Annotated in this window: 14 protein-coding genes; all 14 read right to left on the reverse strand. The window is 46.4% G+C overall.

The features are described from left to right. Positions 1–2,344 (reverse strand): cadherin-like beta sandwich domain-containing protein (locus Q8865_03175; protein MDP4152432.1); only part of this gene is annotated, 2,344 nt, incomplete at its 3' end. 159 nt (positions 2,345–2,503) lie between these two features. After that, the gene (gene rpmE / locus Q8865_03180) at positions 2,504–2,707 is read right to left on the reverse strand and encodes a 50S ribosomal protein L31 (GenBank protein MDP4152433.1); all 204 of its coding nucleotides are present in this window, start codon (positions 2,705–2,707) and stop codon (positions 2,504–2,506) included. Between the two features lie 82 nt (positions 2,708–2,789). Then, a complete protein-coding gene (locus tag Q8865_03185) occupies positions 2,790–3,566 on the reverse strand; it encodes an ABC-2 family transporter protein (protein MDP4152434.1) in 777 nt (258 codons plus the stop codon). Positions 3,567–3,569: 3 nt separating this feature from the next. Then, positions 3,570–4,373, reverse strand: coding sequence for an ABC transporter permease (locus Q8865_03190; protein MDP4152435.1), 804 nt, complete (start codon positions 4,371–4,373; stop codon positions 3,570–3,572). Further along, positions 4,370–5,344 carry an ABC transporter ATP-binding protein gene (locus tag Q8865_03195; GenBank protein ID MDP4152436.1) on the reverse strand — a complete coding sequence of 325 codons (975 nt, stop codon included), beginning with the start codon at positions 5,342–5,344 and terminating at the stop codon, positions 4,370–4,372. The genes Q8865_03190 and Q8865_03195 overlap by 4 nt, the downstream gene beginning before the upstream one ends. A 9-nt stretch (positions 5,345–5,353) precedes the next feature. Continuing rightward, complete coding sequence (addA, locus tag Q8865_03200) at positions 5,354–8,950, reverse strand: helicase-exonuclease AddAB subunit AddA (GenBank protein ID MDP4152437.1); 3,597 nt, start codon at positions 8,948–8,950, stop codon at positions 5,354–5,356. Then, positions 8,940–12,329 (reverse strand): PD-(D/E)XK nuclease family protein, encoded by a 3,390-nt coding sequence (locus tag Q8865_03205; GenBank protein ID MDP4152438.1) that lies wholly within the window; start codon positions 12,327–12,329, stop codon positions 8,940–8,942. Before Q8865_03205 ends, addA begins: the two co-directional genes overlap by 11 nt. 98 nt (positions 12,330–12,427) lie before the next feature. Continuing rightward, positions 12,428–12,739 (reverse strand): hypothetical protein, encoded by a 312-nt coding sequence (locus Q8865_03210; GenBank protein ID MDP4152439.1) that lies wholly within the window; start codon positions 12,737–12,739, stop codon positions 12,428–12,430. Between the two features lie 5 nt (positions 12,740–12,744). Then, a complete protein-coding gene (locus Q8865_03215) occupies positions 12,745–13,041 on the reverse strand; it encodes a DUF2089 family protein (protein MDP4152440.1) in 297 nt (98 codons plus the stop codon). A gap of 146 nt (positions 13,042–13,187) precedes the next feature. Beyond that, positions 13,188–13,550 carry a sulfite exporter TauE/SafE family protein gene (locus tag Q8865_03220; protein MDP4152441.1) on the reverse strand — a complete coding sequence of 121 codons (363 nt, stop codon included), beginning with the start codon at positions 13,548–13,550 and terminating at the stop codon, positions 13,188–13,190. A 38-nt stretch (positions 13,551–13,588) separates the two neighbouring features. Further along, positions 13,589–14,578 (reverse strand): CehA/McbA family metallohydrolase, encoded by a 990-nt coding sequence (locus Q8865_03225; GenBank protein ID MDP4152442.1) that lies wholly within the window; start codon positions 14,576–14,578, stop codon positions 13,589–13,591. Between the two features lies 1 nt (position 14,579). Further along, positions 14,580–15,146 carry a glycerol-3-phosphate responsive antiterminator gene (locus tag Q8865_03230; GenBank protein MDP4152443.1) on the reverse strand — a complete coding sequence of 189 codons (567 nt, stop codon included), beginning with the start codon at positions 15,144–15,146 and terminating at the stop codon, positions 14,580–14,582. 4 nt (positions 15,147–15,150) lie between these two features. Beyond that, positions 15,151–15,525 (reverse strand): DUF1667 domain-containing protein, encoded by a 375-nt coding sequence (locus Q8865_03235; protein ID MDP4152444.1) that lies wholly within the window; start codon positions 15,523–15,525, stop codon positions 15,151–15,153. A 2-nt stretch (positions 15,526–15,527) separates the two neighbouring features. Further along, positions 15,528–16,796, reverse strand: a complete 1,269-nt coding sequence (locus Q8865_03240; GenBank protein ID MDP4152445.1) for an FAD-dependent oxidoreductase — start codon at positions 16,794–16,796, stop codon at positions 15,528–15,530. Positions 16,797–16,798 lie beyond the last annotated feature (2 nt).

A 16,798-nucleotide genomic window follows, 5' to 3' on the forward strand; every position in this document is an offset into this window, starting at 1 on the left:
CCGGTGAAAGCGTTCCCGAACTCAGCACAAGCGCTGATAGCTCATTATTTGAAGATGCCGCCCTTGTCACTTTAACAGTATATGTTTTCGTCGAGTTGTTTTCAGCGGTTACTACGATTGTAACAGTATTGTCCCCGACTGAAAGCAAAATAGCTCCGGACTGATTGCCGCTTAAAACTGCCGTATTATTTACAGTGATACTTTTATATTTTGAGTCTGCCGCGACAGGGGTAACGTTTAAGCTTGTCTCACTGTTTGAGACTGAGGCAGTGTAAGATGTCGTATCAGATAAAAAGGCGGGCGATAGCATTCCTGCACTAAGCGTCAGACCTGACAAATTCGCATTGGAAGAAAGCTCAGGAACCTGTGAATCCTGACGCGTGACCGTAACAATATAAGTTTTAACGGTGTCATCTTCAGCTGTTACAACTATCGTTACAGTGTTAGAGCCGACATTTAGCGAAACAGGCAGCGATGTATTTCCGCTGAGCACTGAATAGCTATTTATTGTTATTCCTTTATATTTCGGGTCAGCCGCAATCGGAGTGAACGCAACAGATGAAACGCCGTTTTCAACTGTTACGCTGTATGCTGTGGCATCAGCTGAAAATCCGGGTGAAAGTATTCCTGCACTCAATGCCAAGCCAGACAGATTAGCGTTGCTGGACTTTACCGGAGGAGCAGCCTGTCTTGTTACTGTTATAGTATAAGTTTTCGCCGTTCCGTCCTCTGCTTTTACGAGCACCGCGAGAGTGTTTGCGCCCTCTGCCAAAGCGATAGCAGATGATGCTGTCCCGGATTTCAAACCAGAACCGTTTACCGTCATCCCAGAAATTTTAGTATCATTTGGCACAGCTGTAACAGTGACGGAGTCAACACTGTTTTCTACTGCTGCCGTATATGTATAAACCGTCTTTGAAAAATCAGGAGATAGAGTGCCCGCACTTAAAACAAGTGACTTCAGCGTGGCATCTGAAGATTCAACGCTTCCTCCACCGCCTCCGCCGCCTCCGAAGCCGCCACCTCCGCCTCCGCCGGAGCTGCCTGAATCTGAAGATGGCTCTTTTATTGTTTTGCCCTCGGACCCGCCTGTGTATGTATCGTCTCCTACCTTTACGCTCTTATTAGGATCAAGTGAAAGCGAATCAGGATATTTTTCAAACGATGTGTTTTCACCCTTTACGGTCGCACTGGTGATTTTTCCGTTTCCCGCGATCTTCACGCCGTCTGACATTACCGCCAGAGAATCAACCGTGCCGTTTATTGTAAGATTCGTTTCAGAGCCGTCTGTTACAAGACTTTCAACCGAACCTTTTACGGTCACCTTACTTCCGGGGTCAGTCAGTTCAACATTGCTGATGTTTCCGTCGATTATTACGTTGTTTCCTATTCTGACCGGAGTGTCGAATGTGCACTTAGAAAAATATACCCGAACATCGCTCGACTGTTTTGAGGCATATAATCCAGTTGCGGTCACATCGTTAAGATTGACCGTGCTAGTACCGCCTCCCTTGATGATAACATCACTCGATAATTTAGTGCCTTGCAGCGTAACCTCACCGTCACCGACGCCTTCTGTTATGTAAACGCTGCCGTCGACAAACATGCCCCCAAGTTCTACACTAGGCGTATTTATAACTACATTCCCCTTGATGTTGTTATTAAAAGTGCCTTTTTCGGTAACGATCATAGCAATGATATTATTTATGATAGTGATTGCCTCAGCTCTTGTAAGTCCGCTGTCACCGTGAAAATTTCCGTCATCCTTGCCGCCGATATAGCCGTTTACCGCAAGCGCCCTAACGCTGTCAGCCGACCAGCCCGGCATCAACCCGTCATCTGAAAAACTGGACTTATAGTCACCGCTTACTGACAGCATGAAAGCGCGAGCACATAACACAGCCGCCTCATATCGGGTAATACTTTTGTCAGGCTGCGCATACCCGTTATCACCATATAATATTCCCGCTTTGCTCAGTTTCAAGATAACATCATGATACCAGCTGCCACTGCTGACATCAGCATAATTCTCATTGCCGATTGTCTGATACTTCATGATTGCATCAAGTATCTTTGCAAACTGCGCGCGGGTCAGCAAATCATCAGGTTTGAACGTGCCATCCGGAAATCCGCCAAGCACGCCAAGGCTACTCCATTTTTCTATCTGTTTTTCAGCCCAATGCCCCTTGGTATCACTAAAGCACTTGTCAACGCTTCCGACTACTCCGCTCGTATCATAAAATGAATCGACCGGAAGATGCGCAAATGCGTCGATCGGCATTAAAGACAGCAATAAAAAAAACGTCAGTAAATACGCTGTCGCCCTTTTGATTATTATATTCATGATTACTCTCCTCAAAACTTTTGCATTTGGTTTAAATATACAATATTAATATACTTAATTCAACAGCTTTAAGGATAATCTATAAATCCATTATCCGATTTGTGAAATATAAACAAAAAAGCAACTGCCTTTTAAGCAGTTGCTTTCAACCTGATATGATTATTTATCAAGACCGAATCTCTTCTTGAATCTTTCAACACGACCGCCGGAATCAATAAGTTTCTGTTTACCGGTATAAAAAGGATGGCACTTTGAGCAAATATCAACCTTAAGATCCTGTTTTGTGGATGAAGTTTCGATCACCTCGCCGCACGCACATTTGATTGTTGTCGGCTTATAGTTCGGATGGATTCCTTCTTTCATTCACATTCACCTCTTTTCGAACATTTCACATAGCAAATGATATATTAACATAGTTTATCAAAAAAATCAACATTTTTTTATTTTATGAGCCTGATGATTTGTAATGCCGCACCCCTAAACGCCACAATGCATAGCAGGGAATGGCAAATGGCAGGGCACAGAAAGGAAGCAGGATGTATAAAATATTCGTGCTGCGCCCCGTAAGATATAAAAAAGGGTAATACTGCACCAGTGCAAGAGGCACAGCGTATGTCAGAAATTTAAGCACTCCGCGTCCATATACAGAAATCGGATATGCGCCGAATTCCCGTCCGCCGTCGGTGAAAATATTCATGAATTCCAGCCCCTCGATCGTGAAAAAACAAAGTCCTGCATATAAAAGGAAAAGTGAAGCAAACAGGACAGCGGCGCCTGCAATCATCAAAACGACAGTAAGTATCTTATCCCACGTCCAGTCGACTCCAGATGCGAAAACGGCATATACCAGTACTATTATTGCCTGAAAAAGCCTGCCGAGTCTTGAAAATTCTATTCGTGATGCCAGCACCTGCATTATTTCGTTTCGCGGCCGTAAAAGCACCCTGTCGAATTCGCCCTTTGAAACCATCGAGCCGAAGGTGTCAAATCCTCTTGCGAAACACTCCGAAATCGTAAAACCCATCAAAACCGTCGAATAGCAGAGCATCACCTCCGAAAAAGAGAAGCCGTTCACGCTATGGAACCTTGAGAACATGAAATATATCCCCAAAAAAGCCGAAAATGCGACAAGGAACTGCCCTAAAGCCATCATAAAAAACGATGCTTTATACTGCATCGCAGACCGAAGCTGTATTGCAAAATATTTAAAATAAAGTTTCATATCCTATCCCCCCTGCACTACGACACGAGTCAAAGCCTTTTTCATCAAAAGCCAGCCGCCGATTGTCATAGCCGCCGCCCAGAATATTTGAAGTGAAAGGCTTATCACAGCGTCACTGCCCGAAATGTTTCCGCAGTAGATCCTGAGCGGCACGTTCTGCATCGACGCAAAGGGCAAAGCCTCGAACACCTGGCGTATGCCGTCCGGCAAAAAAGGCAGCGGGACTATTCCGCCCGACAGCAGTTCGACGGCGGAGGTTGCAAGTATCCTTATGCCCTGTGGTGACATTGTGTAAAAGGTCGAAATATAAATAAGCATGCAGAATGCGACCGCCACAAGAAGCCCCAGTAACAAGGACGGTATAAATAAAATTGCAGCTGTTACGCCTGACGGAAGCGAGAGCCCGTAGGGCGCGGGCAGCAGAGATGAAACGACAAGGACTGGGACACAGCGCAGAAAAGCTCTAGACATGCGAGCGGCCATGTTTCTGGCAAACCACATGCCGTAAAGATCCGCCGGGCGGCAGAGCTCATAGGCGACGCCCCCGTCGGTTATCAGCGTAAAAATATCCGTCTCCATGAGCCATGTCATAAAGAGGGTCAAAAACGCCTGCTGAAGCCAGATATAGCTTGAAAGCTGTTTGAATCCCATCGGGAATGCGTCTGGGTTCGACTTGTAAAACGCATGAAAGAGCAGGATATTCATAAAGCCCCAGGCAAACTGGGTCGCGACCCCCGCCCATGCGGCGGCACGGTATTGAAGACCGCTTATGAACCTCATCTTAAAAAAGGAATAGTACTTTTTCATATATGATACTCCCGGTAGAGGTTAAGCACCATCTCCTCCGCCGTCGCACCCGAAACGGAAATGTCGCTGACCGATAAACCCTCCGAGAGTTTTGAGATCGCCTCAGACATAGTAAGAAATCCGCTGTCCACCTCGACGGTTATCCGTCCCCTCTCCTCGCCGATGAGGGTAAGACCATGCGAAAGGCTCGGCTCGCCGCCGGAATACTCAATCGTAAGACGGCTGTTGCCACAAAAGCGCTCTTTGAGGTTTGCAAGCGGCCCATCAAGTAGTATTCGCCCCTTGCCGATAAGCAGTATTCGCTCGGCAAGTGCCTCGATATCCTGCATGTCGTGCGTCGTAAGTATAACAGTCGTTCCTTTTTCCTTTCTGAGAGTTAAGACGAACTCTCTTACCGCAAGCTTTGAAACGGCGTCAAGCCCGATCGTCGGCTCGTCGAGAAAAAGAATACTAGGGCTGTGGAGCAGTGAAGCCGCGATCTCGCACCGCATACGCTGACCCAGTGAAAGCTGGCGCGCGGGCGTTTTCAGCAGGGTTTCGAGATGCAATAGGCTGCACAGCATATCAAGGTTCTTTTCGTATTCTTTTTCGGGCACCTTGTAGATATCTCTTAGAAGCTCGAAGGAATCGATGACGGGTACATCCCACCAAAGCTGTGAACGCTGACCAAAAACGACGCCGATGTTTTTGACATGCTCTATCCGTTCTTTCCACGGCACCCGCCCGTTTATCACGCATGTTCCGCTGTCGGGGTGGAGTATGCCGCTCATTATCTTGATCGTGCTGCTTTTTCCCGCGCCGTTAGGCCCTATGTAGCCGATGATCTCCCCGTCGTCTACCGTGAACGTGATGTCCCGCAGAGCCTCAACAGTCTCCGTCTGCCTGTGAAAAAGCGCTTTTGTAGCAGCTTTAAAGCCCGCTTCACGGCGGGACACCTTAAAGCTTTTGCTGATATTCTCAAGTTTGATCATTTTACCCTCTTAAAGTCTTATCTCCTTTCCGAGATAAAAGGAGTATATGTATTTTTCATCCGCGCCCCTGCCCGTCGTCTCCTTCAAGGCGTAATCATAAAGCTCAAGCTGGACGCGGTATTTATCTATAAATTCCGCCTCTGTTTTTGCAAAATCGGTCTTAAAGTCGACAAGTATCTGCTTTCCATTCTCTTCAAATACGCAGTCTATGACCCCCTGTAGGATGATAGATTCGTCGATCGGCTCGGCAATATCTTCCCCTGTTATCGGTTTAAGCTCCGACACCGGCATTAATATGCTGAACTTCTTTTCACGAAACAGCCTGCCGCTTTTCATAAGTCTTTTGCCAAAACCGCTTTCGGCAAAAGACATTATCACTCCGATATCCACGGCTTCCTTCTGCTCTTCCGTTATATACTGCCCCATGTAGAGCCGCGAGAGCTCTTCTTTGACGCTCTTCGCATCTGAAAATCTGGAATAATCGGCATACTGCATTACCGAATGAAGCGCCGTTCCACGTTCAGCCGCCGTAAGCTTTCTAGCCTCCGTTATAAAGCGGGGGCGCTCAAACGCGATCTCTCTCGGCATCGGCGTGACCGAGCTTTCGACATCTTCTTCCTCAGTCATTTCTATAAGTTTCTTTATTTTCGTAACAGTGAGCTTTGTGGTCGTATGTGCCTCAGCCTCGTAAGGGTATACAAAATCGAGCCTTTGTTTTATTTCGTCCTCAAGAGCATAAGCGTCATATTCCGCTTTTTCAAATGTCTTTGTCTTTACGTTTTCCGGCGTTTCCGGCTTAGTTATCCTTACCGTGAAAAGCGAATCGTCCGTAACAGGCTCATACAAGGCGCCGCCAGCGTCGCAAAGCACCTTGCCGCACGGGTGATGCATAAGAGCGCTTATTATCCAGTGACCGTGACTGCCGCACTTGCGAAGATGGAAGGGCAACACCGCCCCGTTTGCCTCTGGGGAATAGTTAAACAGGTTTGCCCTAGGCGGGGCAGTCATCGTGATTATTAGCCTCTCTTTCGCGCGGGTCATCGCAACATAGAGTGTGCGCAGCTCTTCCGACAGCATCTCCGCCTCGTTTTTGAGCTTTGCGGCACGGCGCGCGAAAGTGTCGAACTCGACCATCCTGTCAAGATCCCGCAGCTTAAAACTCAGCCCCAGCGTCTTGTCTATTATCATAAAATTATTGAGATCCATTTTGTTAAAGCCGTGGGATGTATCTGCAAGAAAGACTATCGGAAACTCAAGCCCCTTTGATTTATGGAAGGTCATTATCCTCACAACGTCGCTGTTTTCGGAGAAAGCCTTGACGGACGGGATATCAGCTTCAGCCTGCTTCACACGCTCGATATAGCTGTTGAAATTGAATATTCCTTTAAACTCCGTTTCCTCAAACCTCTGAGCGTAGTCGTAAAGCAGGCGCAGGTTTGCCCGTTTAAGCTCGCCGTCCGTAAGCGCCCCCACGGCGTTCAGAAAGCCCGTGTCCTCGTAAATATAGTAAATCAGCCTGTCGACGCCCATGCTGCCGGCATATATCCGGTACTGCTCAAGCTTGTCGATGAAACTCTGACAGTGGCCGTCTCCGTTTTCCGCCGCTTTCACCACAGTGTCGTAAAAGGGTGCATCCATGTCGCACAGCCGAATCCTTGCAAGCTCGTCTGGCGTGAAACAGAATATCGGCGAGCGCATGACCGAGATAAGGTGCGTATCCTGAAGCGGATTATCTATCACCTGCAAAAGGGACAGCATGACCGAAACCTCGCTTCTTCTGAAAAAGACGCTTGCCGTGTCGCTGTAGGTCGGTATGCCGTGCTCGCCCAGTACCCTTTCGAGAACAGCACACCGACTGCTCAAACTGCGCATAAGAATCACGATATCACGGTAGCCTGCGGGTCTTAGCTCTCCGGTATTTTTATCATACACCTTTGTTCCGCTTTGAATAAGGCGCTGAATCCTCGCCGTGATATGGGCGCACTCTTTTTCAAACCGCTCGTCCGAGCTTGAGTCGCCGCCCTCTTCTTCGCAGTCGAGTATATCCACTTCCACGGGCATGTCGTCTTTGCAGTCGTAATAAGCCGCGCCAAAGCGCAGGCTTTCGACAGCGTCATAATCGACCTCGCCGAGGGTGCGGCTCATCGTCGTTTTGAATATGAAGTTTGCCGCGTCTATTATGCACTTCCGGCTTCTGAAATTCGCCGCAAGGGACAGTTTTGCCCTGTCGTTATCCGTGCCGTCCATATCGGGATAGAGGTCTTTTTTCTGCATGAATATCTCCGGACACGCCTGTCTGAAACGGTATATGCTCTGTTTGACGTCTCCCACCATGAAAAGGTTGCCCTCGCCTCGGGATACGGCTCTAAAAATAACGTCCTGTATCTCGTTTGTATCCTGATACTCATCGACGAATATCTCCTCGAACTTTTTTGACATTTCTTTCGCGATATCCGTCTTTTCATAGCCGTTTTCGGTCTTTACCGCTAGAAGCCTTAAAGCGAAATGCTCCATATCGCTGAAATCGAGAAGCCCCTTTTCAAGCTTTGCCTTTGAAAACCTCGCCTTGAAATCGGACAGTATGCCGAATATGACTTTTGCGGCGGCATGCATGTCTGAAAAGTCATTTTTTATCTCTTCAGCTTTAAAGGAGAACAGCTCTGTTACTTCTTTTATGATTTTCTTATATATTTCTCTTCCGTTTTTCACGTATTCTTTTGCGTTTTCGTCTATGCCCTTCTTTCGCGGTAAGCTGTCAAACCCGAAAGCCGTGAATGCGGCGGCGGCTTTGTCATAGCTTAAGCCACTTTGCAGGGCATTATAGAGGTCGGAAAGCTTTTCGCTGTCGCAGCTAAGCAGGTCTTTATAGATTGCACCCGCGTCGGGAAGCGTCGCTGTCAAATGCCCACACAGGCTTAATGCGTATGAGAGCGCCTGTTTTGCATAATCCATAACCGCTTTTCCATGAGGAGTCGAAAGCGGCTCGCAAAGGGCATATCGTTCAAGATCAATGCAATAGCCTTCAAGCGCATCGAGCGGCTCTGGCAATGATTCTATCGCTTTTCTTACTTTCCAGAGCGTATCGACAAAACCGTTGTCATGTTTTGTTCCGCTGAACAGATCCACCGCTTTTGCGAAATCGCTGTCCTCGCCGTTTTTCTGATACCACTCCTCCAGCACATCCTCCATGATCTCGTTTGAAATAAGACCTATCTCGTTTTCATCGCCCACTCTGTATTTGGGCGGCAGGTTCAAACGCTGGAAATTTTTCTTGATTACATCTATGCAAAAGCCGTGCACTGTGTCGATATGCGCTCTGCCTATACGTATCAGCTGATTTTGAAGGTGCCTGTCCGACGGTCTTTGCGCAATTTTTTCATATATCGCGGTGCTTATCTTCTCACGCATTTCCGATGCCGCCGCATTCGTGAAGGTCACTATAAGGAAATCGTCTATATTTGCGGGATCTTTTTCATCGGTGACACGCCGTATGATTCTCTCTACAAGGACGGCGGTCTTTCCGCTTCCAGCCGCCGCAGAAACGAGCAGGGTCCTTCCCCTGTCGCTTATCGCTTTGCTTTGCTCGTCAGTCCATTTAACGCCCATCGCCGCACCCCTCAACAATCTGCCAGAATTCGTCTGCCGTCATCTGCGGAAGCGCCCGCTCTTTCGACTTGTCGAACTCGAACCTGCACACATCCGCCATCTCGCAGAAATCACAGCTGTTAAGCGCTCCGCATCGATATGGATCGACGGCAATCTTCCCCTTTCTGATCTCGGATATGAGTTCTTTAAGCTTACTTCCCGTAAAATCGCGCAGCGCCCCGAGCCGTTGGAGCGTCGCAATGTTTGCCTCTTTTTTTGATATCATATCAAATGCGCCCGTTCTGTCCATCGCGCTTAAAATTTCATCATCGTTTATTAGAATGCCTGTGCCCCTGTTTTGCTTTTTGCGCTCCTTGTCAAGCTTATCCTCGTCGATATCACGGCTGTCTGCCTTCACCGTCTCAAGCACAACGGGCGAATATACTATCCCGGCAGGCACTATCTCTTTGCCGTAACGCTCTTTCCCGTTCTGCCACAGTGCAAAAAGGTAAAGTATCATTTGAAGCCCTATGCCGCAGTACAGCTCGTTGTATTTGAGCGTTTTCCTGCCCGTTTTGTAATCCACGATCTTGACATACAGCTTCCCGTCTTTTTCATAGCCGTCGACACGGTCGATCTTGCCGCAGACCGCTATCCCCTCGTTTCTGTCGATTACAAGTGGTGAAACAGAGCCGTCCCTCCCGACCTTAAGCTCAAAATCGATAGGTTTAAAGTCACTGTTGTCAAGCTCGTATATAAGATTTGCGGCATAGCTGTACAGAATCTTTGAAAGGCGGCGGAATAGGTGGGTAAATCTTGCCGACCGCTCGTTGAAATCGGGCAGAGCCTCCTTTATATACTGTTCAATAAGAGCATCTATGCTCTCCCTAATCGGAAAGTCCTTCCCGGAGGATATATACTGCTTTACGAGGTTTTCTATCACGTAATGCATGAAGGTGCCTGTTTCAAGCGCGTCGAATTCGTTCTCCGAACGGGGTTTCAAATTCAGTCCGTACTGGCAGAAATAGCTGAATTTGCATTTTGCGAATTTTTCTAGGCTCGTCGGCGAATCGGTGCGCTTTTCATATAGTTTTTTTGCGGTGTCGCCGCTAATCGGCTTAAGAGCGCCCCTCATATTTTCGGCTGATGAAAGTATCTCTTCCCTGCGGTTTTGATAATATGGGTCGCCGTCAAAAAAGCTGTCAAGCAAAGTGCGCATGCCGTCCTCCGGCGGCAGCGTCAGGTAAAAGTCGAAAGCGGCTTTTTTGCCCTCTAGCCTATCAAACCGTGAAATCTCGCCGGTAAGCTCCGCCTCGTCGAGATAAGTTATCGTAAGATCGCTGAATATGTGTTTAAGGGTCGTAATGAAATATGATGGCTTTTTGCCCTTTCCGCGCGTGTCGCTTTTGGGAAAGGTTATCGTAAGAGCGCCGCTTGCGGCAGTGAAGGCTGTATAGGCGTAATACCTCTCTGCAAAAAGCTGTTTTTCTGTGGTGGGTGCAAGTGTTATGCCGAGCTTTTCAAGCTCTTCCTTCTCATCGTCCGTAAAAAGCCCGCCGTCAAAGCCGCCTTTAGGAAAGTCGCCCTCGCACATGCCAATAAGAAAAGCATGCTTCACGCCTCCCACCATGCTCCTGTCCGATGTTGCAAGCGTCACCTGGTCGAGGGAAGTCGGTATCACGCCGATCTCGGTATTTGAGAGCATCAGTTTCAGTATCTCGGCATACCGCTGGGGACGTATCGGCTCGGTCACCGCAAGCGCCATCTGGTCAAGCGCGGAGATAAAAGCCCGCCAAAGCTGTTCATATTCAGACACCATATCGTCACGGTGCTGACTGTGAAGCTTTTTAGCGATCTCTTTTATCTTCTGCGGCACATGCTGGCTTTCGCACAGATCGTATATCGCCGCGGAGATCGTTTTGGCGTCTGTTGAGGCTAATTCTTCCTTAAGCTTTTTAAGAGGCGCTACCGCCTTCCTTTTTAGTTCGTTTATCTTTTCAAGGCGGCTTTGAGCGTCGTCGTCAAGGGCTCTGTTGAACCCATCTGGGTGGAATGTCCAATCTCTCCCGTCAGTCCACCTGCTCCCCTTTATCTTCCAGGCATAGACATAGTTTTCAAGCTCGTCTACCTCCCGATTTGAAAGCTCAGTCAGCCCCGACTTGAGATACGTAAAAACATTATTGTATGTAAAACCGTTCAAAACGCAGGAAAGGGCGGCAAACACCATCATAAGCACCGGATTTGTAAGCATGTCCCTTTTTGTATCTATGAAAACGGGGATGTCATACTTTGAGAAAACGGATTCTATAATGCCGTTATAGCCTTCAAGGCTTCTTCCGATCACCGCGAAATCCCGAAAGCGCATGCCGTCAAGCCGCACCATTTTAAGTATCCTGCGTGCTATGAAATCCACTTCCGCATAGGGGTCTGCGGCGCAGAAAACGGAAACGTCGCAAGCCTTCTTTTTAGCTCCCGTTCCCGAATAATCGAAAAGATTTTGTTCTATCAGCCTTATATCCTCCGAGAAAGCGTCAGCCTTTGCAGAGAGGTATTCTGGCTTTTGAAGGGGCACCCCCGCATTTTTCGCAGATTTTAATACGCGGCGCACCATCCTGTTTATATCGCCGAAAAGCTCGCCATCACCGCACTTTTCGATATCGTCGCTGCAGACTGAAAAAACCGATTCTTTCGCCTGCGTTATAAGCTGTTCTGTCACCGCCATACGCTGAGGGGTAAGCGTCGTAAAACCGTCAAAATATATATGATATCCCGAAAAAAGCCGCTTTTCTGAAAGGATACTGGCAATCTCCATCAGATCGTCCTGTGAGTCTGCAAATCGGCTTTCGAGCTTTGCGCAGTAAGTCTCGTAAATCATCGCGAGATCTGCTGTTTTATTTTTAAGCGTCTCATTCCCGATTGAATCGGTAAGCCCATAAAGCGAGCGCGCGTCTACATTGTATGACTTGAATTCCCCCGCAAGCTGCAAAAGCTTGTCCACAAGCTCTGGATATGCGGCGGTATTGCGGTAGGTTTGAAGGTTTTTGCTCACTTCATCAAGCGCCTGCGCCATAAAGATATACCGTCCCTCAGGCGTTATGTAACGCTTGGCAAGCCCCCCCGTAATCGAAAAAAGATACTGAGGCAGCCGTTTGAAATTCAGTACAGTTACTTTATCGGCAAGCCTGTTTCCAAGCTTTTCGAGCACTTCACGCTCTTTTGAGGCTGTGAACTGTTCAGGCACAAGAAGCAGCAGCCTGTCCTCTCCCGCCGCCGCAAGCTTATAAATTTCATTTAATATGTATTCACCTGTTCCGCTTCCGGCTCTCCCCGCAACAATCCTTACCATTTCCTTCACCGCCTTATAATCATTAATTGTATTATAAACAGCGTAGATATTCAAGAAGCGAAACACCAATAAAAATAAGCGTTCAGGTTTAATCCATGAACGCTCGATATATGCCCTTGCTTCTCTATTTTCAGAAATGGCATCTTAATTTTCTATAAATCCTGAATATTCATTTTATCTATTTCGCTGTTTTTCTTGTTTTTCGTCCTGAAGTCATAATACATCAAAAGCATGACTGCTGTAGGCATATTGCATACAATAAGCAAAATCACGGATGCAACGAATGCCCAAAATGAAAAACCGTTCCAGAAAACTTTAATAAAATTTGGGATGCTTATCAAAATTGAAATGATTAAACTGATTGCCGGTAAAACGAGTCCCGCATACTTGTACTTTTTAAGAAATATTTGAATGATAACCATCGCTATAAAAATAAAACCTATTACCAATAAAATTGAGCCCATAACAATTACTCCTTTTTTGTCTTTTTGTATTCAGAAATCAAAATTTTCGCAGTCCCGAAATCAATATTTTCATTGACCGCAAGCCTTTTCACAAGCGAAATATAAGGGTCGTTGTCAGTATCCTCTCCAATCTTTATTTTTTGGATAAGCCTGTCAAGCCGCAGGCGTACTGTCGGATATGTTACTTTATATTCCCCCGCAACTTCTTTAAGGGACCCTGAAGCAAGCAAAAATTTTTTTACAAACGTCAAATCCTCTTCATCTAGATTTGCCATCCATTCTGGCACGATCTCAATCGGCATCCGATCACCTCTTTAACAATATTAAGCATATCATTTAATTTTATTAAAGTCAATATTAAATTTATTTTTAATATTATTGCATGTAAATATTAATTAGAAATAAAAAACTGCCTTTTTAACAGGCAGTTTTTATTCTAAACGCTCTATTATTTACCGAACAGCATTTTGACCGACATCAGCAGCATAAAAACAGCAAAGCCTTTTTTGAGTATTTCATCTGGAATATGCTGCACGATTTTTCCGCCTAGCATAGCTCCTATCAAAACAGTTATGCATATTAATATAGCTGCTTTTAAATCAACATTGCCCTTTTTATAATATTCAAGAAAAGCCAGTATCCCGACAGGAGGAAGGAGAACCGCTAAAGATGTGCCTTGAGCCTTGAGCTGGCTGAAACCGCAGATGTAAATCAGCGCAGGAACAATTATGATGCCGCCGCCGATCCCGAAAAAGCCGCTGAGAATGCCGGCAAGCAAACCAACAGCAATAAAAATTAAAGCATTCGTCATGTTTCCTTCATTGCCTTTCAAGAAAATATATTTATATATTAATCAAAGTAAATCGGATTTGTAAATAAGATTAAGCTTTCTCCCCGGTAAGCTGAAATTCTGTAAAATTTTTTGTTGGCATCGACTAGCAATTCACCTGAAACCTTACCGTTTTCCGCATTGTATGTATTCAATACCCCGTCAGCGGTGATAAGCATGACTTTATCGCCCTGTTTTAAACCGGTAACGCTGAATTTCAGCTTGGTATTCGGCATGGCTATCACTGAATCACCCATAACGCTTCTCCCATACTCAAGCGTCGCACCAGGTCCCCCTGCAGTAAGCGAGACATAGTTATGTCCATCACTCACACTCTCGAGTATGCCGCTTGCCGTTTTTTCTTTAACTAACACGCAGTTGACCGGAGAACGCCCTGTTGTGCCTTCGTGTGTGTCGCTTCCGCCTGTCACAGGTATTTTTCGGCCTTTTGCAAGCTCGCCCTGCCAAAAATCCATCGCTTTTTTATCGTCGTCAGTATAAACTCCGTTCCAGACCTCGATCATATCGTAATTGCCGATAAAACCAAGATCCGGGCTCCAGTAATACTTCGGATCAAATGGATGATTGATTTGAACGAGAGCGCCCATGCTCTTTGCGTCAGCGTAATACACCGGCCATAGTTCATTTGCATTATCTTTTGTAATATATTTCAACAGCGGATGAACAATACCAAGAATGTTAGCATGTCCAGCGCCCTGTTCCATTGTCTGCTCCATCCCCGGGATCAGGATGATGCCGCTTTTTTTGTATTTTGGTATTTCATCGTTCTGAGACACGATATTATGATCGGTAAGTGCAATGAAATCGAAGCCATCTTCCTTTGAATATTTGATGGTATCCGCAATACTGTACACTCCGTCATAACTGAATTTTGTATGAACGTGAAGATCTCCTTTGAGCAGAAAATATCCACTGGTTTTTCCTGCGCACGACGAAAAAAGCGCCAGAGCCGCAAATAATAACCCCAGTATTAATATTTTCCTTTTCATATTATACCGTCCACAGCTCGCTTCTGCCGGTTGAAACTGCAACAGCTCCGGCATTGAGTGCAGAGATAACATCATCTTTAGTTGAAACCATGCCGCCTGCAATGATCGGAACCGATGTATGTTTTGCGAATTCGCTTATAACACGCGGTATGATTCCGGGCATGAGCTCAATCATATCTGGTTTAAGGCTGTCCGCAGTACGGATGCCGGTTTCAAAGGATTGGTTGTCTATCATAAAAATGCGTTGAATAACAAACGTTTTATCACTTAAATGTTTGATCTGGGCAGTTCTTGTCGTTATTATGCCGTCAGGCTGTATATTATTAATAATAAAGTCAACAGCTTTATTGTCACGTCCCAGCCCCTCAAGCAGGTCAATATGCAAAATCGCGTTTTTTCCGCTGTTTTTTATCTTGTTGATAAGTCTTCCAACATTCAATATATCAGCATTCAGCACAAATATATTGGATACAGGCGACAAAAGCGCGGCATCTAAATGTTCCTCATTGCGTACAGCGGCAATTATGGGATTTTGACCGAAACTATCTCTGATTCTCTTCTTTTCCATTTTTTTAATCCCCCAATGTTAAATTTGATGTGGCAATTACATTGACTCCGGTCCCTAAAATGTCCTTTAAAACGACCTCTCCCACTCTAACAGGCGCTTTCAATGTAATTTTATTTATCTCTCTCATGGCGTCAAATAGAATCGCCTTAGGAATGGGCTGTTCCGTTCTCACCGGAATTACCCTTGCTCCTCCGTCCGTTAGCACTTTTACAGTAGTGGTAAGCGTTCTGACCGGAGTCAGCACTTCGCTTCCCGCATACTTTTCACCGCGGCGACAGCTGTTGCCGGTAATACTCTCAACTTTACCGTCTTCAAGAACAACTGTGATCTCACAGCCGACCGGGCATATGATGCACGGCAGTTTTCTGATCTCTCTCATATTCAGCCCTCCACAGCTTCTACCCTGAATGTAATGTCATTGTTCAGTTTGCGCAGTTTATCATACGGAAGATCCACATGTTCCATTTCACCTGGCGCGACAACCGGCTTTTTGGCAAGATAAAGCGTATTATCACCTGATTCGATAACTACCCGTACATTACGGTAAATATTGTCGACCCTAAAGTAAAAACGCTGTTTCTTGTCGCCTTCAGGAAGTGGAAGTTCAAGGCGTTGGGGAACAATATAGCGAACACGTCCGCCAGCCTTTGTATGGATCACCTGTTTAGACTGAAGCTTGATGCCATCAATGAATGCTGCAGCGTTAGCGCCTGCTGTTGCTGCCTCAGCTGTGACATTATCTACAAGGTCATGCACATGAAGGATATTTCCCGCGGCAAAAACCCCGGGAACAGAGGTCTCAAGAAACTCGTTCACCACAGCGCCTCCGGTTACAGCGTCAAGCGTGATACCGGCAGACTTGGCAAGCTCATTTTCAGGAATCAGACCCACTGACAATAGTAGTGTATCACATTCAACGTATTCTTCGCTACCCCTAATCACATTTCTTTTTCCATCAACTTTTGCGATCGTAACGCCGGTCAGCCTATCTTTGCCGTGAACCTCCACAACTGTTGTGGAAAGCTTAAGCGGTATGTCAAAATCATCGAGGCACTGAACGATATTCCGTTTAAGCCCGCCTGAATAAGGCATTACCTCGCAAACCATTTTTACCTTTGCGCCCTCCAGCGTCATACGGCGTGCCATGATAAGCCCTATGTCCCCCGACCCAAGGATTACGACTGTTTTGCCGGGCATATATCCTTCTATATTTACGAATTTTTGAGCCGCTCCCGCTGTGAATATGCCTGAAGGTCTTTCACCGGGTATATTGAGCGCGCCGCGTGTTCTTTCTCGGCATCCCATTGCAAGAACAATAGCTTTCGCCTGGATTTTATACTGCCCCTTTTCGGGATTTACAACAGTGACTTTCTTGTCTGAAGTCATGTCTATTGCCATAGTGTCTGTGCGTATATCTATTTTTCTTTCTCTCGCCTTTTCAATAAAACGCCAGGCGTATTCGGGGCCGGACAGTTCTTCGTTAAACACATGAAGACCGAATCCGTTATGAATACACTGTTTCAGTATGCCGCCGGCATCTGTTTCACGGTCTATAACGATCATGCTGCGGATACCGCTGTCATATGCGGAAATCGCGGCTGCAAGCCCTGCCGGTCCGCCGCCCAGAACCAGTAAATCAGTTTTTTCCACAA

Source organism: Bacillota bacterium (assembly GCA_030705925.1).
GTDB lineage: Bacteria > Bacillota > Clostridia > Oscillospirales > Feifaniaceae > JAUZPM01.